At 71.4% G+C, this 24,852-nt stretch carries 23 protein-coding genes; 18 read left to right on the top strand and 5 right to left on the bottom strand.

The features are described 5' to 3' along the window. Positions 1-24: 24 nt before the first annotated feature. The 5 genes from ilvD (at position 25) to ACFO6V_RS28700 (ending at position 5,331) form a co-directional block, all read left to right on the top strand. Entirely contained in the window at positions 25-1,887 is a 1,863-nt protein-coding gene (gene ilvD / locus ACFO6V_RS28720; protein WP_377142703.1) for a dihydroxy-acid dehydratase, read from the top strand. Positions 1,888-2,033: 146 nt separating this feature from the next. Further along, a complete protein-coding gene (locus ACFO6V_RS28715; protein WP_377142701.1) occupies positions 2,034-2,702 on the top strand; it encodes a VOC family protein in 669 nt (222 codons plus the stop codon). 34 nt (positions 2,703-2,736) lie between these two features. After that, a complete protein-coding gene (locus tag ACFO6V_RS28710; protein WP_377142699.1) occupies positions 2,737-3,555 on the top strand; it encodes an ABC transporter permease in 819 nt (272 codons plus the stop codon). Next, positions 3,548-4,369, top strand: a complete 822-nt coding sequence (locus ACFO6V_RS28705; protein ID WP_377142697.1) for an ABC transporter permease — start codon at positions 3,548-3,550, stop codon at positions 4,367-4,369. The genes ACFO6V_RS28710 and ACFO6V_RS28705 overlap by 8 nt, the downstream gene beginning before the upstream one ends. Then, positions 4,366-5,331, top strand: coding sequence for an ABC transporter ATP-binding protein (locus tag ACFO6V_RS28700; protein WP_377142695.1), 966 nt, complete (start codon positions 4,366-4,368; stop codon positions 5,329-5,331). Before ACFO6V_RS28705 ends, ACFO6V_RS28700 begins: the two co-directional genes overlap by 4 nt. A gap of 25 nt (positions 5,332-5,356) precedes the next feature. On the opposite strand, the gene ACFO6V_RS28695 is transcribed toward ACFO6V_RS28700, so the two are convergent. Continuing rightward, entirely contained in the window at positions 5,357-6,670 is a 1,314-nt protein-coding gene (locus ACFO6V_RS28695) for a cytochrome P450 (RefSeq protein ID WP_377142693.1), read from the bottom strand. 51 nt (positions 6,671-6,721) lie between these two features. Continuing rightward, positions 6,722-7,297: a Uma2 family endonuclease gene (locus ACFO6V_RS28690; RefSeq protein WP_377142691.1), complete on the bottom strand. Its 576-nt coding sequence runs from the start codon at positions 7,295-7,297 to the stop codon at positions 6,722-6,724. Positions 7,298-7,422: 125 nt separating this feature from the next. On the opposite strand from ACFO6V_RS28690, the gene ACFO6V_RS28685 reads away from it, so the two are divergent. From ACFO6V_RS28685 to ilvC, 8 genes are all read left to right on the top strand, one after another. Then, positions 7,423-8,634 carry a 3-oxoacyl-ACP synthase III family protein gene (locus ACFO6V_RS28685; RefSeq protein WP_377142690.1) on the top strand — a complete coding sequence of 404 codons (1,212 nt, stop codon included), beginning with the start codon at positions 7,423-7,425 and terminating at the stop codon, positions 8,632-8,634. Further along, complete coding sequence (locus tag ACFO6V_RS28680) at positions 8,631-9,425, top strand: glycosyltransferase family 2 protein (RefSeq protein ID WP_377142688.1); 795 nt, start codon at positions 8,631-8,633, stop codon at positions 9,423-9,425. The genes ACFO6V_RS28685 and ACFO6V_RS28680 overlap by 4 nt, the downstream gene beginning before the upstream one ends. Further along, positions 9,422-10,732 carry a cytochrome P450 gene (locus ACFO6V_RS28675; RefSeq protein WP_377142686.1) on the top strand — a complete coding sequence of 437 codons (1,311 nt, stop codon included), beginning with the start codon at positions 9,422-9,424 and terminating at the stop codon, positions 10,730-10,732. The genes ACFO6V_RS28680 and ACFO6V_RS28675 overlap by 4 nt, the downstream gene beginning before the upstream one ends. Next, entirely contained in the window at positions 10,729-12,450 is a 1,722-nt protein-coding gene (locus tag ACFO6V_RS28670) for a class I adenylate-forming enzyme family protein (RefSeq protein WP_377142684.1), read from the top strand. The genes ACFO6V_RS28675 and ACFO6V_RS28670 overlap by 4 nt, the downstream gene beginning before the upstream one ends. Further along, a complete protein-coding gene (locus ACFO6V_RS28665) occupies positions 12,447-13,421 on the top strand; it encodes an NAD-dependent epimerase/dehydratase family protein (RefSeq protein WP_377142682.1) in 975 nt (324 codons plus the stop codon). Before ACFO6V_RS28670 ends, ACFO6V_RS28665 begins: the two co-directional genes overlap by 4 nt. Before the next feature lie 270 nt (positions 13,422-13,691). After that, positions 13,692-15,572: an acetolactate synthase large subunit gene (locus tag ACFO6V_RS28660; protein WP_377142680.1), complete on the top strand. Its 1,881-nt coding sequence runs from the start codon at positions 13,692-13,694 to the stop codon at positions 15,570-15,572. 16 nt (positions 15,573-15,588) lie between these two features. Continuing rightward, positions 15,589-16,113 carry an acetolactate synthase small subunit gene (gene ilvN / locus ACFO6V_RS28655; RefSeq protein ID WP_116676587.1) on the top strand — a complete coding sequence of 175 codons (525 nt, stop codon included), beginning with the start codon at positions 15,589-15,591 and terminating at the stop codon, positions 16,111-16,113. A gap of 40 nt (positions 16,114-16,153) precedes the next feature. Continuing rightward, positions 16,154-17,200 carry a ketol-acid reductoisomerase gene (gene ilvC / locus ACFO6V_RS28650; RefSeq protein WP_465264130.1) on the top strand — a complete coding sequence of 349 codons (1,047 nt, stop codon included), beginning with the start codon at positions 16,154-16,156 and terminating at the stop codon, positions 17,198-17,200. Between the two features lie 153 nt (positions 17,201-17,353). Here the strand turns inward: ilvC and ACFO6V_RS28645 are convergent, their stop codons facing one another. From ACFO6V_RS28645 to ACFO6V_RS28635, 3 genes are all read right to left on the bottom strand, one after another. Next, positions 17,354-18,259 (bottom strand): glycine betaine ABC transporter substrate-binding protein, encoded by a 906-nt coding sequence (locus tag ACFO6V_RS28645; protein ID WP_377142676.1) that lies wholly within the window; start codon positions 18,257-18,259, stop codon positions 17,354-17,356. 86 nt (positions 18,260-18,345) lie between these two features. Continuing rightward, on the bottom strand, positions 18,346-19,263 hold the full coding sequence (locus ACFO6V_RS28640) for an ABC transporter permease (protein ID WP_377142674.1): 918 nt from the start codon (positions 19,261-19,263) through the stop codon (positions 18,346-18,348). Beyond that, positions 19,256-20,506 (bottom strand): quaternary amine ABC transporter ATP-binding protein, encoded by a 1,251-nt coding sequence (locus tag ACFO6V_RS28635; RefSeq protein ID WP_377142672.1) that lies wholly within the window; start codon positions 20,504-20,506, stop codon positions 19,256-19,258. The genes ACFO6V_RS28640 and ACFO6V_RS28635 overlap by 8 nt, the downstream gene beginning before the upstream one ends. A gap of 200 nt (positions 20,507-20,706) precedes the next feature. Between ACFO6V_RS28635 and ACFO6V_RS28630 the strand changes: the two genes are divergently transcribed. From ACFO6V_RS28630 to ACFO6V_RS28610, 5 genes are all read left to right on the top strand, one after another. After that, positions 20,707-21,321: an ASCH domain-containing protein gene (locus tag ACFO6V_RS28630; protein WP_377142670.1), complete on the top strand. Its 615-nt coding sequence runs from the start codon at positions 20,707-20,709 to the stop codon at positions 21,319-21,321. Positions 21,322-21,409: 88 nt separating this feature from the next. Continuing rightward, positions 21,410-21,808, top strand: coding sequence for a VOC family protein (locus ACFO6V_RS28625; RefSeq protein ID WP_377142668.1), 399 nt, complete (start codon positions 21,410-21,412; stop codon positions 21,806-21,808). 45 nt (positions 21,809-21,853) lie between these two features. After that, a complete protein-coding gene (locus ACFO6V_RS28620) occupies positions 21,854-22,399 on the top strand; it encodes a pyridoxamine 5'-phosphate oxidase family protein (RefSeq protein ID WP_377142666.1) in 546 nt (181 codons plus the stop codon). Positions 22,400-22,503: 104 nt separating this feature from the next. Then, positions 22,504-23,562 (top strand): 3-isopropylmalate dehydrogenase, encoded by a 1,059-nt coding sequence (locus tag ACFO6V_RS28615; RefSeq protein WP_377142664.1) that lies wholly within the window; start codon positions 22,504-22,506, stop codon positions 23,560-23,562. 157 nt (positions 23,563-23,719) lie between these two features. Then, positions 23,720-24,850, top strand: coding sequence for a branched-chain amino acid aminotransferase (locus tag ACFO6V_RS28610; protein WP_377142662.1), 1,131 nt, complete (start codon positions 23,720-23,722; stop codon positions 24,848-24,850). The last annotated feature ends 2 nt before the right edge of the window (positions 24,851-24,852 follow it).

The following is a 24,852-nucleotide window of genomic DNA, read 5'->3' as shown; positions in this document are numbered from 1 at the left end:
CAGCATCGAAGGAGCTGAACAGTCATGAGTCGTCCCCTGCGCTCCCGGACGTCCACCCACGGCCGCAACATGGCCGGAGCCCGCGCCCTGTGGCGCGCCACGGGCATGGGTGCCGAGGACTTCGGGAAGCCGATCATCGCGATCGCGAACTCGTACACGCAGTTCGTGCCGGGGCACGTACACCTCAAGGACATGGGTGACCTCGTGGCGTCGGCGATCCGCGAGGCGGGCGGCGTCGCGAAGGAGTTCAACACGATCGCCGTCGACGACGGCATCGCCATGGGACATGCCGGGATGCTCTACTCCCTGCCCAGCCGCGACCTCATCGCCGACTCGGTCGAGTACATGGTGCAGGCGCACACCGCTGACGCCATCGTGTGCATCTCTAACTGCGACAAGATCACGCCAGGCATGCTCAACGCGGCGCTGCGGCTGAACATCCCGGTGATCTTCGTGTCCGGCGGGCCCATGGAAGCGGGCAAGGCGGTCGTGGCGAACGGCGTCGCCAAGACGCCGCTGAACCTCATCAACGCCATCAACTACTCGGCCGACGAGAACGTCGACGACGCGGCGCTCGGCCTGGTCGAGGAGAACGCCTGCCCCACGTGCGGCTCGTGCTCGGGGATGTTCACGGCGAACTCGATGAACTGCCTCACCGAGGCGCTGGGCCTGTCGCTGCCGGGCAACGGCTCGACGCTCGCGACGCACGCAGCCCGCAAGGAGCTGTTCCTCGAGGCCGGCCGCACCATCGTCGACCTGGCCCGCCGGTACTACGAGGACGAGGACGACACCGCCGCCCCGCGCGGGATCGCCACCAAGGCGGCGTTCGCCAACGCGATGACGCTCGACGTCGCGATGGGCGGCTCCACCAACACGGTGCTGCACATCCTCGCCGCGGCGCAGGAGGCCGAGGTCGACTTCACGCTCTCCGACATCGAGGAGATCAGCCGCCGGGTGCCGTGCCTGTCGAAGGTCGCGCCGAACCACCCGGACTACCACATGGAGGACGTCCACCGCGCGGGCGGTATCCCCGCGCTGCTGGGCGAGCTCGACCGGGGCGGCCTGCTGGACCACGACGTCACCTCGGTGCACACGCCGACGCTGCGCGCGTGGCTCGACGACTGGGACATCCGCGGCGGCAAGGCCACCGAGCGGGCGCTCGGTCTGTTCCACGCGGCCCCGGGCGGGGTGCGCACCACCAAGGCGTTCTCGACGAACAACCAGTGGGAGACCCTCGACACCGACGGTGCCGGCGGCTGCATCCGCTCGGTCGAGCACGCGTACACCGTCGAGGGCGGGCTCGCCGTGCTGCGCGGCAACCTCGCGGAGGACGGCGCCGTGTTCAAGACGGCGGGCGTCGACCCGGACGTGTTCCACTTCGTCGGCAAGGCGCTGGTCTGCGAGTCGCAGGACGAGGCAGTCGAGAAGATCCTGACCAAGCAGGTCGAGCCGGGACACGTCGTGGTCGTGCGCTACGAGGGCCCCGCCGGCGGGCCGGGCATGCAGGAGATGCTCTACCCGACCTCCTACATCAAGGGCCGCGGCCTGGGGAAGGTCGTCGCCCTCATCACCGACGGCCGGTTCTCGGGCGGTTCCAGCGGCATCTCCGTGGGGCACGTCTCCCCGGAGGCGGCCGCGGGCGGCACCATCGGCCTGATCGAGGACGGCGACGAGATCGAGATCGACGTCGACACGCGCCTCATTCGAGTCAACGTGCCCTCCGACGTACTCGCCGAGCGCCGCGCCAAGATGGAGTCCTCGGAGCGGCCGTGGCAGCCCGTGGACCGCGACCGGTACGTGTCGCCGGCGCTGCAGGCCTACGCGGCCCTCGCGACGTCTGCCGACAAGGGCGCCGTGCGGGACGTGGCACGGCTCCAGCGCCGCTGACCAGGGCGGGCGCGGCACTCCGGGGTGCCGCGCCCGGGCCTGGCTCGGCCGGGCCCGGCTCCGACGGCGGCGGACGACGACGTTCGAGTGTCGGTGACTCGTGCCATGGTGGTGGGGCCCCGACGACACACACCCAGGAGTGACCCATGACCGACTCGATCACCGCCGCCGAGTTCACCGCGGCCGAGGGGACGGGTGACTGGCGTGTGCTGCGAAGGTCCGCCCTCGCGCGCTTCGCCACCGGCTCGTTCACCCGGGGAGTGCGGCTGGTCACCCGCATCGGGGCCCTCGCGGACGCCGCGAACCACCATCCGGACGTCGACCTGCGCTACGGGTCCGTCACGGTGCGGACCTGGTCGCACGACGTCGGCGGCCTGTCCGCGCGGGACGTCGCGCTCGCCCGGGAGATCTCGATGGCCGCCCGCGAGCTGGACGTCGCGGCGGAACCCGCGCGGGTCAGCGAGGTCGCCCTGTGCATCGACGCGACGGCAGGCCCCCAGGTGCAGGCGTTCTGGCAGGCGCTGCTGGGCCACGACGCGCACCCGGACCACGCGGACGACGCGGCCGCAGCGCGGCTGAGTGACCCGGACGGGCGGCTGCCGTCGGTCTGGTTCCAGCAGTCCGACGAGCGGCGGGAGCAGCGCAACCGCATCCACGTGGACGTGTGGGTGCCGTACGACCAGGCAGAGCAACGGGTCGCGGCGGCGCTCGCGGCGGGCGGCCGGCTGGTCACCGACGAGTTCGCCCCGGCGTGGTGGGTGGTCGCCGACGTCGAGGGCAACGAGGCCTGCGTGTCGACGTGGAAAACAGCGTGAGATCCGGCCGAGGGGCGGGTAAGGTCTCGCGCTTGTGCGCCCGCTCCCTTCCCCCGCCCGGAACCCCTACTGGCGGTTCCTGGTAGCGGGATTCCGCGGGCAGTCCGCCTACCCGCTGGCCACGCTCGCGGGTCTGGTGGCGAACGCGACCTTCGGCCTGCTCAAGGGCGGGATCATGGGCGCGGCGGTCGAGAGCTCAGGCGGCGAGCTCGCCGGCTACTCCGCGGCGACCATGGCGGCGTTCGTCTGGCTGGGCCAGGGCATGCTCGGCTCGGTGAACTTCTGGGGCGGCAGCGACCTCCAGACCAGGATCAAGTCCGGCGACGTCGCCGTCGACTTCCTGCGGCCCGTGAGCGTGCAGGCGGCCAACGTGCTGACGGACATCGGCAAGGGACTGTTCGCCCTGCTGCCCCGCGGGCTGCCGAGCGTCGTCATCGGGGTGCTCGTCTCCAGCATGGCCCTGCCGCCCGGTGCCGCCGCGTACGCGCTGGGGCTGACCAGCCTGCTGATCGGCATCGCGGTCTCGCACGCCACCGTGTACGTCGTGGCCACCGCCGGGTTCTGGCTGGTGGAGACCCGCGGCGTCAGCGTGCTCTACATGGCGGTCTCGGGGTTCTTCGCCGGCCTGTTCACGCCGATCTACCTGTTCCCGGACTGGCTGCTGACCCTCACGCTGCTCACGCCCTTCCCGTCGATGATGCAGTTCCCCATCGACGTGCTCTCCGGGCAGGTCACCGGGGCGGCGGCGTGGCAGCGCCTCGGGGTGCAGCTGGTGTGGCTGGCGGTGGTGCTCGCCGTCGGGCACCTGACCACGCGGGCCGGGCGCCGCAGGCTGGAGGTGCAGGGTGGCTGAACCACCGCGCAGGGCGCGGGCGTTCCGCGCCTACCGGGCGGTGCTCGCGAGCCGTGCCCGCTCGCAGGCGAGCCACCGGGCCAGCTTCCGGATGGACCTGGTGGGGGCGACGCTCGTCGGGCTCATCGAGTTCACCGAGATCTGGGTGCTGTACTCGGCGACGGACGAGATCGGCGGGTTCACGCTCGCCCAGATCCTGCTGGTGTTCGGCCTGTCCGACCTCGCGTTCTCCCTGGCCGACCTCGTCGCGGGGCACTGCGACAACCTTCCGGTATATGTCCGCGCGGGCACGCTCGACGTCTTCTTCCTGCGGCCGCAGCCGCTGCTGGCACAGCTGATGACCAGCGACCTCAGCCTGCGCCGGATCGGGCGGTGCCTCGTGGGCGCGGCGGCGCTCACCGTAGGGCTGGTGCTCAACGACATCGACTGGGGCGTCGGCACCGTCAGCCTGCTGGTACTCGCCCTGGCCTCCGGGTTCGCCATCTTCACCGCGCAGTTCGTCACCGCCGCCGGGCTGCAGTTCTTCCTGATCAACGGCTCCGAGATGACCAATGCGTTCGTCTACGGCGGCCGGTACGCGGCCACCCAGCCGGCCGGTGTGTGGCCGCGCGCCCTGCTCGTCGTCTTCGGCGGCATCTTTCCCGTGGCCTTCGCGGCCTACCTGCCGGTGGCCACGCTGCTCGGCATGCCAGGCCCCGTCGGGCTGCCGACCTGGCTGGGCTGGTTCGCGCCGGTCGCCGCCCTCTGGGCGGTCGCCGTCGCGGGACTGTGCTGGCGCTGGGGCCTTCGTCACTACCGAGGAGCGGGTGGATGAACATCATCGAGACCGACGGACTGACCCGGGTGTTCACCGGGCGGCCCGACCGGAAGAACGGGTTCCGCCGCATCAGGCACGTCGCCGTCGACGACCTCGACCTGACCGTCGAGGCGGGCGAGGCGGTCGGCTACATCGGGGCCAACGGCGCCGGGAAGTCGACGACGATCAAGATGCTCGTCGGCATCCTGGTGCCCACGAGCGGCACGGTGACCACTGCCGGGCTGCACCCCCTGAAGCAGCGCCGCGCGCTGGCCCGCCGGATCGGCGTGGTCTTCGGGCAGCGGTCCCAGCTCTGGTGGGACCTGCCGGTACGGGAGTCGTTCTCCATCCTCTCGGCCATCCACTCCCTGTCCGCGGCCGACGAACACACCAGGACCGCCGAGCTGGTCGACATGCTGGAGATGGGGGAGTTCCTGAGCACGCCGGTGCGCCAGCTCTCGCTGGGCCAGCGCATGCGCGCCGAGGTCGCGGCTGCGCTGCTGCACCGGCCCGAGCTGCTGATCCTCGACGAGCCGACCATCGGCCTGGACGTGCTGTCCAAGCAGCGCCTGCGCGAGTTCCTCGTGGCGCAGCGGCGCGAGCACGGCACGACGCTGCTGCTCACCACGCACGACATGGGCGACGTCGAGCGGCTCTGTGACCGGATCCTCGTCGTGGACCACGGCAAGCTCGCGTTCGATGGCACCCTCGCCGGGCTGGCCCGGACCGTCGGAGCGCGACGCGAGCTCGTCGTCGACCTCGCCACCCCGACCGATGACCTGGTCGACCTGGACGGCGCGGAGCACGTCCGCAGCGAGTCCGGCGGCCTGCGGCAGCGCCTCGCCTTCGACCCCCAGCGCACGACGGCGGCCCGCGTGCTCGCCGCGGTCTCCGAGCGGGCGGAGGTGCTGGACCTGTCGATCGCCGAGCCCGACATCGAGGACGTGGTCCGCGAGATCTACCGCGCCACCCGTCACTGACCCACCTGCCCGCGACAAGGGCTGGTCAGGCGCGGGTGACGAGCAGCTCCGACCACGCGGGGATCAGCACGCCCCGGGCCGCCCGACGGCGGACGACGCGCAGCGGCCGGTCCTCCGACCACAGCATCCGCAGCAGGGTGCCGATCTCGGCCCGGGCCAGCGCAGCGCCCAGACACAGGTGCCGGCCGGCGCCGAACCAGAGCTGGCGAGACTCGCGCACGTACTGGCGGTCGGCGCGGAACGGCCCGGCGGTGGCGTTCGCCGACCAGACCAGCAGCATGATCCGCTCGCCGGCCCGCAGCTGTGCGCCGCCCACCTCGACGTCGGCTGCCACCCCTCTGCCGATCACCGACGCCGGGCTCGTCACCCGCAGCCCCTCGCGCACCACGTTCTCGACCGGGTCCGCCTCCCCGGGGTTCAGCAGCCCCGCCGCACGCCCGTCGTCCCCGTCCCGCACGGGAATCGGTGCCGCCGCACCCGGCGCGGCACCCGCACGGATCGCCGCGAGCATCCGGTGCTGCTCACCGGTGTCGATCAGCAGGGCGGTGATCCGGCCCATGGCGCTCGCGGCGGTCTCGGTACCCGCGACCATGAGGAGCGACGCCAGGCCGGACGTCTCGGTCAGCCCGAGGCCGAGCTCCCGGCAGCGGCCGAGCAAGGTGTCCGGCGGTGCGTCCCGCCAGCCGTCGGGGATCCCCGCGTTCAGCTCGGCGACGATGCCCTGCGCGGTAGCCACCTGGGCCGGCGTCAGGATCGTCGATCCAGCGGTGCCGAGCGCCACGGAGGCCAGCCGCTCACCGGTCTCGAAGATCCGCGCCGCGCCCTCGTCGTCGGGCCAGGACCCGCCGTGCCCGGCGGGTCGAGGGATGCCCAGCAGGCAGATCACCATGCGGCCCACCAGGATGCGGGAGAGGCGCGCGACGTCCAGCGTGCCGCCCGAGCGCAGCACCTCGCCCGCGACGGCGATCCGGTCGTCCCAGGCGGCGCTCACGAGATCACGCGAGACGGCCTCCGTGAACAGCTCGCGGGTGCGGGTACGCAGGTCGTGGTGCCCCGCGCCGTCGAACAGGTCGAGCACCCAGTCGCCGAGGATCTGGGCCCACAGGTTCCCGACGCCGCCCTCGCCGAGGATCGTGAACGAACGGTGGTCGCGGAGGACCGTGCGGGCCACCACCGGGTCCGCCGTGACCCACCCGATGCCGGGCACCTTGCGCACCGGTGAACCACCGAGGGGTGACCCCTGGGCGGCTATACCTGCCAGGAGCAGTCCGGCCATCGCGGGCCGGGCGCGGTGGAGGAGGCCCAGCTCGTGCCGGGTGGTGGGGAGGATGTGGGTCACGGCCGTCACCCTATGGGCGGCCGCGCCCACCGCGGTACAGCGGCAGGGCGATCAGCCGTAGAGGCCCTGGACGTCCAGCTCGATCGGGAACGGTAGGTCGACCTTGAGGGTGTCGCGGAAGATGCCGATCGGGACGTAGGTCCGGGTCATGTCGTCGAGCTCGTAGACATGGATCGCTGTCGACGCATTGCCGTCCTCGTCCTCGACTCGCCAGAAGTGGCGGATGCCTGCCTCCGCGTACTTGTGCGGCTTGACCGCCTTGTCGCGATGAGCGGACTCGGGCGAGACCACCTCGACTGCCAGGACGATGTCCTTGGCCTCGTACTGGGTGGCGTCGGGCGGGATCGACACGGTCGAGGCGATCACATCCGGCTCCGGCCGGTTGTACTTGTCCAGCCTGACGGTCATCTCACTGTTGACCTCGATGCCCTCAGGCGCCTGGGCGTGGAGGGTACGGTCGAGGGCGTTGATGACACGTCGATGCCAGTTGCGTTGCGGGGACATCATGAAGACAAGGGCTCCGTCGATCAGCTCGGTGTGGCGTGGAGCGTCCGGCAGATTGTCCAGGTCCTCGGCGAGCCAGCCCTCCGGGCGCGGAGGGCGCATCCATTCGGGGAGCTCGGCCATGGCACCACGGTAGCAACGCGCAACTGTCGTGTCATGACTCGCCGCTGCCGCTGTCGTCGCATACCTAGACGTTAATACGTCTAGCCGTCATCAGTGCGTTATGGGCGTGCCCTACTCTGTCGCGGGTGCTTCCCGAACCGGCCGCCGTGCTGAACCCGGCACCTACTCGACCTGCTGAACCCGCCGCTTCACCCAGGCTGTCCCCACACCCCGTCGCCCGCATCGCCGGCGTCGCGGTGCACCTGCCCGAGCGCACGCGCGACGTGGCCGAGGCCGAGCGTGAGCTGCACCGCAGGAACCCGAAGGTCGCGCCCCGCATCCCGATGGTCTCGCGCCTGACGGGAGTGCGTCGCATCCATGTGGCGGACGACGACCAGCAGGCCTCCGACCTCGCCGTCGCCGCCTCCCGAACGGTCCTGGACCGCGCGGGCCTTCAACCGGACGACGTCGACCTCCTGCTCTTCGCGTCTGCCACACAGGACATGATCGAGCCCGCGACCAGCCACATCGTGGCCGCCAAGCTCGGCGTCCGCGCACCGGTGATGGACGTCAAGAACGCCTGCAACTCGGTGCTCAACGGCATCGAGGTGGCCGAGGCGCTCATCGGCACCGGCCGGTACCGCCGCGTGCTCGTGGCGTGCGGCGAGATGCCGACGCGCGGGGTGCGCTGGGACGTGCCCGACCGCAGCACGTACGCGATGTCCGCGGCCGGCTACACGATGTCCGACGCCGGGGCCGCGGTGCTCGTCGAGGCGACCGGAAGCGTGCCGGGCTTCGGGGCAGGCGCCGCGCTCGGACACTCCGCTGACTTGGCGGACGGCTTCGAGGACCGGTTCGAGGACGACCTGGCGGCCGAGCTCGCGGGGCTCGTCGAGCCCGTGGACAGGCCGTCGGGGATCCTCGCCTCGGTGTTCGCCGCCGAGTCGCAGCACTGGGACGTCGGCATGCTCCCGGGTGGCGGCACGGTGAACCCGCGCGACCCCGAGCGCAGCTACTTCGAGATAGACGGCTCGCGGCTGCGCGAGGCCTTCGTCGCCTTCGGTCCGGGCCCCGTGGAGCAGGCGCTGGCCACCGCGGGCGTGACCATCGACGACGTCGCCCTCATCGCCGTGCACCAGGTGGCGGTCGCCTACCTGGCGGACGTGCACCGGGCGCTCGGCGTACCGGCCGACCGCACGATCCTCACGGTCGCCGACCACGGCAACATCGCCTCGGCGACGCTGCCCCTGCAGCTGGCCACGGCGCTGGAGTCCGGCCGCCTGCGGCGCGGCGACGTCGTGCTGCTGCTCGGCCTGGCCGGCGGGATCAGCATGGGCGCGATGGTGGTCCGGTGGTGAGCGACGGACGGCTCGGCCCGGTGGCGGGACGCCCGCGGCTCGCCGTCGTCGTACCCGCCCTGAACGAGGCGCACGAGCACGGGATCCTGCGCACCCTCGAGGCGCTGCACACGCAGGAGGACGACGACTTCGACCTGGTCGTCGTGGACAACGGGTCCACCGACGGCACGCCCGACGTCGTGCGCAAGGCGATCGCCGACTGGGGACGGCTGCGCTGGCAGGTCGTGACCGAGGACCAGAAGGGGACCGGCGCCGCCGCGGACACCGGGATGCGCGCGGCGATCGCGCTCGGCGCCGAGCTGCTGGCCCGGACGGACGCCGACTGCCTGCCGCCGCCGGGGTGGACCAGAGCGGTGCGGGAGGCGTTCGCGACGGGCGACGAGCTCGTCGCCGGCCGGCTCGTCCCGCGCGACGACGACCTGCCCGTGTCGCGGTTCCAGCAGGGCGTGCTGTCGTTCGCGCTGTGGGCGTCGAGCACGTTCGGCAAGGTCCGGCCGGGAAACCAGGACGAGGGGTACCTCGGTCCGTACGTCATGACGCCCGGCTGCAACATGGCGATCACCGCGTCCCTGTACGAGCGGGCGGGCGGGTTCCCGCGCACCCGGATCGAGGACCTGCACGAGGACCGCGCGCTGGTCAACGCGGTACGGCGGCTGACGACGCGGTACGCCGAGCACCGCACGGTGTGGGTGCGCGCCTCGACGCGCCGCGTGCACGCCTGGGGGCTGGTGCGGACGCTCGGCTGGTACGCCGACCACCGCTACCGCCCCGAGATCGTGGACATCCGATGACGCCCGCCTTGGCAGCCGCTGCTGTGGTCGATCGCCGTCCACCGGTCGTCACCGCACAGGGCCACGGCTGGGCCTCGCCCGAGGCCTTCTGGGAGGAGCGGGTGCAGCGCGCCGCGCATCCTCTCGCGTACCCGGCGCTACGGTCCGTGCGGAACCAGCCGGTGGTGCGCGTGCCCCGCATCGGGGTGGTGGTGAGCGACGCGGAGCTCGCCCGCGAGGTGCTGCTCGACCTGGAGCACTTCTCGAAGGTGGGCCCGGGGGCGCCGTCGGACCTGTGGACGCCGGTGCTCGGGCCGTCGGTGCTGCTCAACATGGAGGGTGCGGAGCACGCCGCGCTGCGGCGCGCGCTCGGGCCGATGTTCTCGCCCCGGGCGGTCCGCGAGCTCGTGGCCGCGGACGGCGGCCGTGGCGCGGGCGTGCTGCCGGAGCTGACGCGGCGGCTCGCCGCGGGGGAGACCATCGACCTGGCGGCGGCGGTCGGCGCCCAGGCCGGCGCGGTGATCTGCGGGATGGTGGGGCTGCCGCCGACCGACGAGGCGGTGCGCTCGTCGATGGCCGCCGCCCAGACGATCACCGGGATGGTGCGGCTGCACAGGCACGGGCTCACCCGTTCCCAGGTGGTGCAGGCGCGCACCGTGCTGGAGCGGCTCACCGCGCCCGCGCGAGCGGCCTACCGCGCCGGCGACCCCGCGACGGTCCCCGGGCGGATGCGCGACCTGGGGCTGTCCGAACGGGAGGCGATGGGGGCCGTCGGGGCGTTCGTGCTCACGGGGACGGAGACGATCCAGTCGTTCGTGCCGCGGCTCGTGGGCATCGCGCACGACACCGGGTGGACGGCGCGCCTGCTGGCCGACGACGCGCAGCTGCGCAGGCGCGCCGTCGAGGAGGGGCTGCGCGTCACCGTGCCGACCCCCGCGATGCTGCGTTCGGTGCGGGCCGACACGTCGGTGGGCGGCGTTCCGGTCAGGGCAGGAGACCGCGTGGTGATCGCCACCGTGAACTGCTGCAGGGCGGGCGGCGGGTTCGACCCCGACCGGCCGGTCGAACCCGCGGTGCGGCACCTCTGGTTCGGAGCCGGCCCGCACTTCTGCCTCGGCATGCCCCTCGCGATGGCGCAGGTCGACGCGGTGCTCGACGCGCTCGCGGCGGCGGTAGCGGCGGACGGGCGGGTGCCGGTGGTGGGACGACGCCGCGCGGCACGCGGCGTGCTGGTCCCCGCGTACAGCTCGCTGGAGATCGGCCTGCGGGGCGCGGACGGCGCCGCGAACCCGGTCCCGGCGTCGCACCGGACGCGGGAGGCGTCATGAAGCACCTCGTCGACGAGCTGCTGGACGTCGCGCGGAGCACGCCCGACGTCGTCGCGCTCCGCTGGTTCGGTGGCCGCGACGGCGGGCGCGTCCGCGAGGAGGTGACCTTCGGCGCCCTTGCCGAACGGGTGGAGCGGACGGCGGCCGGGCTGCGAGCGCAGGGCATGGAGCCCGGCGACCGTGTGCTGTTCAGCATCCGGCCTCGCCCGGAGGGTGTGGTCCTGTGCCTCGCCGTCCTGCGGGCGGGTGGCGCGGTGGTGTTCGTGGATCCGGGTTCGACGCCGGAGCTGTTCGCGGCGCGGATCGCGGCGGCGGCGCCGCGCTGGGCCGCGACGGAGGCGCTGCTGTACGCGGCGTCTTCGGGTCCGCTGCGGGGGATCGCACGGTCTCGCGGCCTGCTGCTCCCGGACTACGGGCGGCTGCCGGTGCGGCACCTGTACACGGGCCGGTGGCTCCCCGGTGTGCCGCGGGGCGCGCACCGGGTGGTGCGGCTGGGGCGGGCGGTTCCCGGGACGGCCCGGGCTTCGGCGGGGGCGGCGGAGGCGGACCGGGAGGCGCTGGTCGTCTTCACGTCCGGGACGACGTCGGACCCGAAGGCGGTGGTGCACACCGCGCGCACGCTCGGCGGGATGCTCGACCTGTTCGCGCAGGTCGGGGATCTGAAGCCGGCGCAGCGGGCGCATACGGACCAGATGTTCCTCGGGCTGCCGGCGATCATCGCGGGCGGTACGTGGGAGATCCCCGCGAAGGCGCCCAAGGATGCGCCGCAGGCGTTCGCACGCGGGGTCGCGGGGGCGGACTCCTCGTTCCTCGTGCCCGCCGACGTGACCGCGCTGCTCGACGTCCTGGAGGCCGGGAGCGGCACGGGGTCTGCCGCGAGCGCAGCGGGTCCGGCCGTGCTCGCGGTCGGCGCGGCGCCGGTCACGGTCGCACTGCTCGAACGCGGCCGTCGTGTCCTGCCGGGCACGCGCTGGCTCGCCGTGTACGGCGCTACGGAGATCCTGCCGGCGGCGGTGACCGACGCGGACGAGAAGATCGCGGCCGCCGCGGCCGGAGATCTCGTCGGCCGTCCGCTCGGTGGCATCGGCGTGCGGATCGACACGGCGGCGGCGCGGGACGCGGGGGACCCGGCAGACACGACGGACTCCGGCGACCCGGGCGACGAGCGCGAGGTGGGCGAGCTCGTGCTGACGGGGCCGTCCCTGATGGCCGGGTATCTCGCCGACCTCGACGCGGGCGGGCCCCGGGCCGTCGAGCACCGCACCGGCGACCTCGCCTATCAGGACGCCGAGGGGCGGATCGTGCTCGTCGGTCGCAACCGGGACATGATCATCCGCGGGACGGTGAACATCTACCCAGGCCTTTTCGAGCCCCGGCTGCGGGAGCTGCCGGGCGTCGCCAACGCCGTGCTGGTCGGCGTTCCGGTGCCCGACGGCGACGAGCGGGTGGTTCTTGTCGTGACGGCCGAGGGAGTGACGGCCGCGGGAGCGACAGCCGCGGGCGGCACCCGGGACGCGGACGCCGCCCCGGTGGTCCGGGCCGGTACGGAGCTGGCCCGGGCGGTCGCCGGCCAGGTGGCGCAGGTCCTGGACCACGGCGCCCTGCCCGACCTGGTCGTCGAGGCGACGCACGTGCCGGTCGCCGGCCGGTCGCGGAAACCTGATCGTCGTGCACTGGTCAGCTTGGTTTCATCGTTGACGGGTACAGTGCGCGCATGAGGGTGGCGGTGACCGGTTCGTCTGGTTTTGTTGGTGGTGCTGTGGTCCGCGATCTGGCGGCGCGTGGACACGAGGTGATCGCCTTCTCGCGCCGGGTTCCGGGCCTGCCCGTCGGCTCGCCGCATCAGGTCCTGCACCAGATCTGGGACCTCCGGGACGGGCCGCTGGCCAAGGAGGACCGGCCGGAGCACGTCGACGCCGTCGTGCACTGCGGTGCCGCGGTGCGGGACGGCGGCAGCCACGCCCGCGCCTGGGTGGTCAACGTCGAGGGCACCCGTGCGGTGCGCGAGTCGTTCCCCGAGGCGCGGTTCGTGCACGTGTCGTCGGGCAGCGTGTACGACCCCCGCACGCCGAGCGTCGCGGTGACCGAGGCGGAGGCTCCGGCGCACGGATACGTCAACGCCTACGGCTCCACCAAGGCGGCCGCGGAGCGGTACCTGACCGCCGACGCCGCACGCGGGGACCGGGGTCCGGTCATCGTCCTGCGGCCGCACGCGGTCTACGGCCCCGGCGACACGACGCTGCTGCCGCGCCTCGAGTCGGCGGCGGTCGGCGCGTGGCTGCCGATCCCTGGTGGCGGCAAGGTGCGTCAGCACCTCACGCACGTCGACACCCTGGTGCTGGCGATCCGCGCGGCGCTGGTCGCCGACGTCGAACCCGAGGCGGCCGCCGGCCGGCCGCTCGTGGCCAACGTGGCGGACGCCCGGCCCGTCGATCTGCACGAGACGCTCGAGCTGCTGATGTTCGCCAGGTTCCGGCCGGTACAGGTCGTCGGCATCCCGGTCCGGCTCGCCAACGCCCTGGCCTGGGCGGGCGAGCGGGTGTCCCGCTGGACGGGACGCGAGCCACGCCTGTCGCGGTACGCGATCAGCCACCTCGCGATGGAGCGCACCTACGACCTCACGGTGCTGCGCGAGCGGCTCGGCGTCGACCCGGCGCCCACGTCGCTGCACGGCGCGATGAGCTGGTAGCGGTCCCGGACGGAGGGCCGGAAACCCTCCCGCGTCTCGGATCGTGGGACCATCGGCCCGCTGAGTGACATCGGCGCAGATTCGGCGTAGCGTGCGTCACGTGCAGACGATCATTCTTGTAGTACTTCCTGAGCGCGCGGCCTAAGCCCAGCACAGGCATCGTCCGCGCGCTCACCCTGGCAGTCCTTGCTCCCCAAGGACCCGGGGTTTTTTTGTTGTCACGAACGCTCGCTTTCGCCCCAGGACGGGGCGCGACGGCAGGAGATCCGTATGACCGGCACACCGACACCCGCACAGATCGCTGCGCGCGCCGAGGCGCGTGACCAGGTGCGCACCGAGCTTCGGTCCCGCGTGGTTAGCGGCAAGGCCGAGCCCGAGGCCGCGACGCCTCGCGTCGGTCCGGAGGAAGTCACGGGCGCGCAGTCCATCGTCCGCTCGCTCGAGGAGGTCGGTGTCGACACCGTCTTCGGCATCCCGGGCGGTGCGATCCTGCCTCTCTACGACCCGCTGATGGACTCCGCCAAGCTCCGCCACATCCTCGTGCGGCACGAGCAGGGCGGCGGCCACGCGGCCTCGGGCTACGCCCACGCGACCGGCCGGGTCGGGGTGACCATGGCGACGTCGGGCCCCGGTGCGACCAACCTGGTGACGCCGATCGCGGACGCGCACATGGACTCGATCCCGCTCGTCGCGATCACCGGCCAGGTCGCCTCCGCGGCGATCGGGACGGACGCGTTCCAGGAGGCCGACATCGTCGGCATCACGCTGCCGATCACCAAGCACAACTTCCTGGTCACCGACCCCGCCGAGATCCCGCGCACCATCGCCGAGGCGTTCCACATCGCCTCGACGGGGCGGCCGGGACCGGTGCTCGTGGACATCTCGAAGTCGGCGATGCAGTCGCGCACCACGTTCTCGTGGCCGCAGGAGCTGCAGCTGCCCGGCTACCACCCGGTGACGAAGCCGCACTCGAAGCAGATCCGGGAGGCCGCGAAGCTGCTGGCCACCGCCAAGCGCCCGGTGCTGTACGTGGGCGGCGGCGTGATCCGGTCCGGCGCGGCGGACCTGCTGCGCAAGCTCGTGGACCTGTCCGGGGCGCCCGTCGTGACGACCCTGATGGCCCGCGGCGCGGTGCCGGACAGCCACCCGCAGCACCTCGGCATGCCCGGCATGCACGGCACGGTGCCCGCGGTGGCGGCGCTGCAGAAGGCGGACCTGGTCTTCGCGCTCGGCGCCCGGTTCGACGACCGCGTGACGGGCAAGCTCTCCAGCTTCGCACCGCTGGCCGCGATCATCCACGCGGACATCGACCCGGCGGAGATCGGCAAGAACCGCGAGGCGGACGTCCCGATCGTCGGTGACCTCCGCGAGGTGATCGGCGACCTGCTGCCCGAGCTGGCCAAGGAGCACGAGGCGCACGGCAAGCCCGACATCGAGGGCTGGTGGCACCAGCTCGACGAGTGGCGCCGGACCTACCCCCGCGGCTACACCCAGCCGGAGGACGGCAACCTGTCGCCGCAGCACGTGATCCAGCGTCTCGGTGAGCTGACCGGGCCGGACGGCATCTACGTCGCGGGCGTGGGGCAGCACCAGATGTGGGCGGCCCAGTTCATCAGCTACGAGCGGCCCAACACCTGGATCAACTCCGGCGGGCTCGGCACGATGGGCTACTCGGTGCCTGCGGCGATGGGCGCGAAGGTCGGCCAGCCGGACCGGACGGTCTGGGCGATCGACGGCGACGGCTGCTTCCAGATGACCAACCAGGAGCTCGCCACCTGCACGATCAACGACATCCCGATCAAGGTGGCGGTGATCAACAACAGCTCGCTGGGCATGGTGCGGCAGTGGCAGACGCTCTTCTACGAGTCGCGCTACTCCAACACCGACCTGCACACCGGCCACGGCACCATGCGCGTGCCGGACTTCGTGAAGCTCGCCGACGCGTACGGCTGCGAGGGCATCCGCGTGGAGCACGCCTCCGACGTCGACGCCGCGATCAAGCGGGCCAACGAGATCGACGACCGCCCGGTGGTCGTGGACTTCACCGTCTCGCGGGACGCGATGGTGTGGCCCATGGTCGCCGCCGGTGTGAGCAACGACGACATCCAGTACGCACGCGGCATCTCGCCGGCGTGGGACCGAGAAGACTGAGCGAGGACTGAATCCCATGTCGAGGCACACCCTGTCCGTGCTCGTGGAGAACAAGCCCGGCGTGCTCACGCGCGTCGCCGGGCTGTTCGCCCGGCGCGCGTTCAACATCCACTCCCTGGCGGTGGGCCCCACGGAGCACGAGGAGATCTCGCGCATCACCGTGGTGGTCGACGTCGAGGAGCACCCCCTGGAACAGGTCACGAAGCAGCTCAACAAGCTGATCCACGTGATCAAGATCGTCGAGCTCGAACCCGAGTCGTCGGTGCACCGCGAGCTGCTGCTCGTCAAGGTGCGGGCCGACGCCGCCACCCGTACCGGGGTGCTCGAGGTCGTCGAGATGTTCCGGGCGCGCGTCGTCGACGTCGTGCCGGAGTCCGTGGTCATCGAGGCCACGGGACCCGCCGCGAAGCTCGACTCCCTCCTCGCGGCGCTGGAACCGTACGGCGTCCGTGAGATCGTCAAGTCCGGGACCCTGGCCATCGGCCGGGGCGCCCGCAGCATCACCGACCGCGCGTTCGAGCGCGCGGTCCGGTCCGCGTGACCGCCTGACCTACCGACTTACTCTCCATCCCAGAAATCACATTGAAGGAGCAAGAACCGTGGCTGAGCTGTTCTACGACGATGACGCCGACCTGTCGATCATCCAGCAGAAGAAGGTTGCCGTGATCGGCTACGGCAGCCAGGGTCACGCGCACTCGCTGAACCTGCGCGACTCCGGTGCACAGGTGACCGTCGGTCTGCGCGAGGGCTCCGCGTCCCGTGAGAAGGCCGAGAACGAGGGCCTCGCGGTCGCGACGGTGCCGGACGCCGTCCGGGATGCCGACGTCGTCGTCATCCTCGCGCCCGACCAGGTGCAGCGGCACGTGTACGCCGAGGACATCGCGCCGAACCTCAAGGAGGGCGCGGCGCTCGTCTTCGGGCACGGCTTCAACATCCGTTACGGCTACATCAAGCCCGAGGCCGGCCACGACGTGCTCATGGTCGCCCCCAAGGGCCCGGGCCACATCGTGCGCCGCGAGTTCGCGGACGGCCGCGGCGTGCCCGTGATCGTCGCGGTGGAGCAGGACGCCTCCGGCTCCGCCTGGGACCTGGCGCTCTCGTACGCCAAGGGCATCGGCGGCCTGCGCGCCGGCGGTATCAAGACGACGTTCACCGAGGAGACCGAGACCGACCTGTTCGGTGAGCAGGCGGTGCTCTGCGGCGGCGCCTCGCAGCTGGTGCAGTACGGCTTCGAGACGCTGACGGAGGCCGGCTACCAGCCGGAGGTCGCGTACTTCGAGGTGCTGCACGAGCTCAAGCTGATCGTCGACCTCATGGTCGAGGGCGGCATCGCCAAGCAGCGCTGGTCCGTCTCCGACACGGCCGAGTACGGCGACTACGTCTCCGGCCCGCGGGTCATCGACCCGAGCGTCAAGGAGAACATGAAGGCCGTGCTGGCCGACATCCAGAACGGCGCCTTCGCGGAGCGGTTCATCGCCGACCAGGACGCCGGCGCCCCCGAGTTCAAGGAGCTGCGCGCCAAGGGCGAGCAGCACCCGATCGAGGCGACGGGCCGCGAGCTGCGCAAGATGTTCTCGTGGATCAAGCCGTCCGACTCGGACTACGTCGAGGGTTCCGCGGCCCGCTGACCCGGCCGCTGACGAAGCAGCGCCCCCGGACTCCTCGCGGAGTCCGGGGGCGCTGCTCTGATCGGCGTGAGCTGCAGTGGTCGGCAGTTGGTCACGTAGTCGGCATTCCGAGGTGCCGATCTTGTGACGTACCGCCGACCATCCGGGCTGCCGTCAGGACTTCAGGGAGTCGACCCAGTCCGGGTTGTCCGCGAGCCAGGCTTCGACGCCCGCGGCCGGGTCGTCCGGATTCTGGTTGACGACCTGGTCCTCCAGGGTGCCGTACTGCTCGTCGTCCAGCTTCGCGTTCGCCATCATCTCGGCGACCTCGGGGAACTCCTCGCTGAACCCGATGGTCGCGAGCTCGTGGAGACCCTCCGCCTCCCCGAGGGCACCCTTCGGGTCCTCCAGGTCGCGGACCGGGAACGAGTTGTTCGCCCAGAAGGGACGCCACAGCGTGACGACGATGTCCTCCTTGGCGTCGACCGCCTCCTCCAGAGCGTTCAGCATGGCCGGCGTCGAGGACGTCTGGAGCTCCCAGCCGTCCTCCTCCAGGCCGTACTGCGGGATGACCTGCTCCTGGACGGCCTTGGTGAGGCCCGCGCCCGCCTCGATGCCGACGATCTTGCCGTCGTAGTCGGCTGACTTGCCGACGAGGTCCTCGATCGAGGTCAGGTCCGAGTCCTCTGGGACGGCCATGGTCAGCTTGGCGTCGTCGTAGTAGGCGCCGAGGTCCTCGATGTCGTCGCCGTACTCGTCCATGTAGGACTTGTGCGTGACCTCGGGCCATGCGGACGGGTACACGTCGATGTCGCCCTCGGCGAGCCCCGTGTACAGGGGTGCGGCGTCGTTGATCTCCTCGATCTCCACCGTGTAGCCGTCCGCCTCGAGGACGTTCTTCCACAGGTAGGCGGTGCTCAGACCGTCCGTCCACGAGGGGATGATGCCCAGCGTGATGGTCTTGTCGCCGCCGTCTCCGCCGTTGCCGCTCTGTTCGCCAGAGCCACAGGCGGTGAGACCGAGGGTCAGGGTGAGAGCCGCCGTGGCGACTCCGATCCGCTTGCCGGTCGTGCCGATCATCTTCGAGCCTTCCGTTTCGTATATATGCATCGTGATGTATGTGATGAGTTGGGTAGGGAGATTCTTGGTTCGGGGAGAAGAACTGGTCAGGCGGGGCTGCCGGCCGGGGTGCGGGTGAACCGGCCACGTAGCTCGCGGAGCCTGCCGTGGCCCGGCCTGCGTGAGCCGATGGAGGCGGTGAGCCGGTCCAGGAAGATCGCCAGGATCACCACGGAGATGCCGGCGTCGAACCCGAGCGCGAGGTTGAGTGTCGACACGGCACCGACCACCTCGTCGCCGAGGCCGCCGCCACCGACGAGACCGGCGATCACGGCCATCGACAGCGCGAGCATGATCACCTGGTTGACGCCTGCCATCACGGTCGGCAGCGCCAGCGGAAGCTGGATGTCCTTGAGGATCTGCCGAGGTCCGGCGCCAAAGGCCTGCCCGGCCTCGACGACTTCGCCGTCTACCTGACGGATTCCCAGTTCGGTGAGCCGGACGGCCGGGGGGAGCGCGAAGATCACCGTGGCGACCAGGGCGCCGGCCACTCCGATGCTGAACAGCTTGAGCACCGGCAGCAGCCAGACCATGCCGGGCATGGTCTGCATGAAGTCCATGACGGGCTTCAGGATGCGGCTGACGACCGGCGAACGCGCCGCGAGGATGCCCAGCGGGATTCCGAACAGCAGCGCGACCAGGGTAGCCACCACCACGAGGGCCAGGGTCTCCATGGCCGGCTCCCACATGCCCACGCCGATGATCACGATCATGCCCACCAGGGACCCGGCCGCGAGCTTCCAGCTGCGCAGGAGCCAGGCGAGCAGCGCGAAGACGACCGCGACGAGCAACGGCTCGGGAGCCAGGAGCAGCGCGGCGATCCCGTCGATGGCGCCGGTGGTGACATCGTCGACGACGTCGAAGAACGCGTCGAAGGTGTCCTTGAACCACTCGAAGCCCGCCTCGAGCACGTCTCCGATCGGCAGCGGCGGCACGATCGTCAGGGGAGCGGTGCGCTCAACCACGGACGGCCTCCTTCGTCTGGTCGGTCGCGGGTTCCGGCATGCTCTCGGTCTCCGGCACGGTCTCCGCCTCCGAGTAGGCGGCGAGCGCCGACAACAGCGTGATGCGCGGGACGACGCCGCTGAGCCGGCCTGCGTCGTCGACCACCGCGATGGCGGGGGTCTCGGCGGCCGGGCCGAAGAGGTCGGCGAGCGACGTGTCGGGGGTGACACGGGCGACGTCGGGCACGGGCCTCATGAGGCCTGTGATGTCCTTGTGGTCGAGGTGCTTGCCCACCTCGTCCTCGGTGACGTACCCCTTCAGGGTGCGGTCGCGCCCGGTGACGAACATCGCGGGCAGCTGGTGCTCGCGCATCAGCTTGTGTGCGGCGCGCGGCCCTTGCTCGGACCCCAGGACCGCGGCCGGTGGTTCCATGACGGACGACGCGGTGAGCACACGAGTGCGGTCGACGTCGGCGACGAACTGGGCGACGTAGTCGTTGGCGGGGTCGGTGAGGATCTCCTCGGCCGTGCCGATCTGGACGATCCGTCCGTTGCGCATCATGGCGATCCGGTCGCCGATACGCATGGCCTCGTTGAGGTCGTGGGTGATGAACAGGATCGTCTTGCCGAGCTTCTGCTGCAGCTCGATGAGCTGGTCCTGCATGTCACGCCGGATCAGCGGGTCGAGGGCGCTGAACGCCTCGTCCATCAGCAGGATGTCGGTGTCGGCGGCGAGCGCGCGGGCCAGTCCGACGCGCTGCTGCATACCGCCGGAGAGCTCGCTGGGCAGATGGTCGTCCCAGCCGGTGAGGCCGCACAGCTCCAGCGCCTCGTGGGCGCGCCTGCGGCGCTCTTCCTTGGCGACGCCCTGGGTCTCGAGCCCGTAGGCGGCGTTGTCGATGACCGAGCGGTGCGGGAACAGCGCGAAGTGCTGGAACACCATGCTGATCCGCTCACGGCGCAGGCGCCGCAGATTCTTGCCTGTGGCGGCGGTGATGTTCTCGCCGTAGAGCTCCACGTGGCCGGCTGTCGGGGGGTGGAGCCCGTTGATCATGCGGATCAGTGTCGACTTGCCGGACCCCGAGAGGCCCATGACGACGAAGATCTCGCCCTCTTCCACGGTGAACGACGCGTCGATCACTGCGGGCGTCAGGCCCGCACGCTTCAGCTCGTCGGTGTCGGCGCCGGCCTTGAGGCGTCTGACCCCCTCGCGGCCTTTGCGGCCGAACACCTTGTACAGGTTGTGTGCCTCGATAGCTGGCACGGAGCCCCCTCTTCTTGGCAGGAAATTGTGGGCTGGGGAACAATCGTGAAGCATGTTGTTGGGGACGTGGACCGCCGTTTACCAGATCATGGTCCGACTCGCACATGCAAACTGAGTAAGCGTTCGTTACCGGATCGTTCAGTGCTCTTCCTGTCAGGCGTGCCCTCGTTCCGGACCGGCGGTTAGGGCAGGATGTCCCCGTGACCCACGACGTGAACCCGCAGGCAGCGGACGACAACGAGCCGACCGACGCCGAGCCGGGGGTCGAGGCGTTCGACCCCGCGACCTTCGACCCCGAGGCCGTGTCCGCGGAGGACTCCGCGCTCGCCGGAGAGGTCCTCGACTTCTGGGCCGCCACGCGCCAGTACGCGGGCCTGGCCAAGGCGAGCATCGTGGTGGGCCAGACCGTCGGCGAGACCGTGCCGCCGCAGGCCTGGTCGTTCGGCGACGAGCCGGAGCTCGCCGAGGAGCTGCTCGGCGCGGTGCTCGCGGGGGAGAAGACGGCGACGTCGTCGGCCCTGTGGGACTACGACGCCGAGGGCGCGCCGCTGCCCGTCGCCGGTGAGCTGTCGATCCTGCTGGACGGCGAGAACCACCCGCGCGCGCTGATCCGCACGACGAGCGTCGAGACCACCACCTTCGAGCAGGTCGACGAGGACTTCGCGGCCGCGGAGGGCGAGGACGACCGGACGCTGGAGTCGTGGCGCAAGGGGCACGAGGCCTACTTCCGCCGGAACCTCCCGGAGGACCGCGAGTTCTCGCTGGACATGCCGGTCGTCTGCGAGCGGTTCGAGCTGCTCTACCCGCGGCCCTGATCTCGCGCCGGGAGTGTCAGTGACTCGTCCTACCGTGTGAGCATCGGCCCGGACCGACGGGCCGCCGTTCTCACGCGAGGTGATGGCAATGACGCTGCGCTGGTACTCGACCGTCGTCGAGTCGACCGACCACAAGAAGCTGGCCCGCTGGTGGGCCGAGGCCCTTGGCTGGCAGGTCATCTTCGAGACGGACGAGGAGTCCGTGCTGGTGCCGCCGTGGGCGCTCGAGCTCTCCGGCAAGCTGGACTTCCACCAGGTGCCACCGGGCATGGTGTTCGTGCCCGTGGAGCACGAGAAGGTAGGCAAGAACCGGCTGCACTGGGACTTCGCGCCGCATACGAGCGACGACCGGGACGCCGAGATCGCCCGGCTGGTCGAGCTGGGCGCGACGGTGATCGACGTCGGGCAGCCGGCCGACGCCACCTGGACCGTCCTGACCGACCCGGACGGCAACGAGTTCTGCGTGCTCTCCGCGCGGGACCAGTAGCGGCGGCGGTCGATGAGTTCTGATGTCCGTGATCGTCGGTAGTGCATGAGCACACACATCAAGACCAAGAACCTCGGCGGCCTCTACGAGCTGTCGCCGCTCCAGTGGGAACCCGTCGCGGCGGCGCTCGCGGACATCGGGGACCAGGCGCCCGGCGGCCGGGGTCCGGATCGCCACTCGCACTGGCTCACGACGATCAACGCCGACGGCAGCCCGCACACGACTGGCGTCGGGGCGTTCTGGGACGACGGCCGGTTCTACGTGGTGTCCGGCCGTGGCGTCCGCAAGGGGCGGAACATGGAGCGCGAGCCGCGGTGCACCATCGCTGTGGCGGCGGACGACTACGACGTCGTCGTCGAGGGTGTGGCCGAGCTGGTGACCGACCGCGCCACCGTCGCGCACATCGCGGAGGTGGCGGCCGCGGGCGGCTGGCCGGCAGAGGTGGACGAGTCCGGGACCGCGCTCACTGCCCCGTACAGCGCCCCGTCGGCGGGACCGGCTCCGTGGCACGTGTACCGCGTGACCCCCACGAAGGCCAACGCCCTGTTCGTGCGGGACCCGGGCGGTGCGACGTCCTGGACGTTCGAGTGATCCGCGTGCAGTACCCGCTCGACGGCCGTCCGACCGGGACATTCGTGCGTCCATTCCGTGAGACCGGCGTCTCATTCACCCGCTCGCGCGCGTAGGCTCCGGACATGGCACAGGTGGGCAGGACAGACGCTATCGACCTCGCAGTGGTCGCAGGTGACGGCATCGGTACCGAGGTCGTGGAGCAGGGCCTCGCGGTGCTCGAGGCGGCGCTCGCGCCGTCGGGCACCAAGCTCTCCACCACCGAGTTCGACCTCGGTGCGCAGCGGTGGCACGCGACCGGCGAGACCCTCACCGACGAGGACCTCGAGAAGATCAAGAGCCACGACGCGATCCTGCTGGGCGCCATCGGCGACCCGTCGGTCCCGAGCGGCGTGCTGGAGCGCGGGCTGCTGCTCAAGCTGCGCTTCGCGCTCGACCACTACGTGAACCTGCGCCCGACCAAGCTCTACCAGGGCGTCACGAGCCCGCTGGCCAACCCGGGCGAGATCGACTTCGTGGTGGTCCGCGAGGGCACCGAGGGCCCGTACGTCGGCAACGGCGGCGCGCTGCGTGTCGGCACGCCCGCGGAGATCGCCACCGAGGTCAGCGTCAACACGGCGTTCGGCGTCGAGCGTGTGGTCCGGGACGCGTTCGCCCGTGCCGCGGCCCGTCCGCGCAAGCACCTCACGCTGGTGCACAAGCACAACGTGCTGGTGCACGCCGGCCACCTGTGGCGCCGCACGGTCGAGGCCGTGAACGCGGAGTTCCCCGACGTCACCACCGACTACGCGCACGTCGACGCCGCGACGATCTACCTGACGACCAACCCGAGCCGGTTCGACGTGATCGTCACGGACAACCTCTTCGGTGACATCCTCACCGACCAGGCCGCTGCGATCAGCGGCGGCATCGGGCTCGCGGCGTCGGCCAACATCAACCCCGACCGCACCGCGCCCTCCATGTTCGAGCCGGTGCACGGTTCGGCCCCCGACATCGCGGGCCAGGGCAAGGCCGACCCCACGGCGACGATCCTCTCGGTGTCCCTCCTGCTGGACCACCTCGGCTTCGCCGCGGAGTCCGCGCTGGTACACGACGCCGTCGCGGCGGACCTCGCGGCCCGCGGCGACGCCGTACGCACGACCGACCAGGTAGGCCGCGACATCGCGGCCCGCGTGACCGGGTAAGCACGCTGCACGACGGCGGCGCCCGGGTCACGCAGACCGAACCGGGCGCCGCTTTCGTACGTCGAAGGCCGTCCGGGCAGGCGCCCGGCTCGGAATGCTCCTCCTGCCTTGCCGGGCGTGGAAGACTGACAACAGCATTCCGGTGAAAGGCATCGACATGACAACAACGACGGCTCCCATCCTCCCGACGCGACTCGAAGACCTGGTGGCGCTCTTCGACGTGCGGCCCACCGACGTGCCGACGCCGGACGCCGAGCGCGCCGCGGCGCTCAGCGCGCCGAAGTTCGGGACGGTGTTCACGGACCATATGGCGCGGGTCTCCTGGACCAGCGCCGACGGCTGGAAGGACCGGCGGATCGAGAAGTACGGTCCGCTGCAGCTCGACCCGGCGACGGCAGTGCTGCACTACGCGCAGGAGATCTTCGAGGGCCTCAAGGCCTACAAGCACGCCGACGGCTCGGTCTGGACGTTCCGTCCGGACCAGAACGCCGCGCGGTTCGCACGCTCGGCGCACCGGCTGGCGCTGCCCGCGCTCAGCGTGGACGACTTCATCGGGTCCCTGGCGGCCCTGGTCCGCACGGACATCGACTGGGTGCCCGGCGGCGAGGACTCGTCGCTGTACCTGCGGCCCTTCATGTTCGCGTCGGAGGCGTTCCTCGGTGTGCGGCCCTCGCTCGAGGCCGAGTACCTGGTGATCGCCTCGCCGGTCGGCCCGTACTTCGCGGGCGGCGTCAAGCCCGTCTCGATCTACGTGTCCGAGCAGTACCACCGGGCGGGGCCGCCCGGAGGCACTGGCGACGCGAAGTTCGGCGGCAACTACGCGGCGAGCCTGCTGCCGCAGCGCGAGGCGCAGAAGCAGGGCTTCGACCAGGTGTGCTTCCTCGACGCCGGGAGCAGCACGTACCTCGAAGAGCTCGGCGGCATGAACGTGTTCCTCGTGATGGACGACGGGACGGTCCACACGCCCGAGCTCGGCTCGATCCTCGAGGGGATCACCAGGGCCTCGGTCCTGCAGCTCGCCGGCGACCGCGGGTACCAGGTGGTCGAACGGCGCATCCCGCTCGCGGAGGTCGTGGCCGGGCTCGGGTCCGGGAAGGTCAAGGAGTTCTTCGCGTGCGGCACCGCCGCCGTCGTGACGCCCGTGGGGCGCCTCGCGGGGAGCTCGTTCGACCACGAGATCAACGGCGGTGAGCCGGGCGAGCTGACGATGGCGATCCGCCAGGAGCTCACCGACATCCAGTACGGCCGCGCCGAGGACCGGCACGGCTGGATGCGCCGCCTGGCCTGAGA

Origin of the sequence: Promicromonospora alba, from assembly GCF_042654905.1 — a bacterium.
In the GTDB taxonomy this organism is placed as follows: domain Bacteria; phylum Actinomycetota; class Actinomycetes; order Actinomycetales; family Cellulomonadaceae; genus Promicromonospora; species Promicromonospora alba.
Note: the sequence above shows the minus strand (reverse complement) of the source record. Positions and strands in the feature narration are given on the sequence as shown.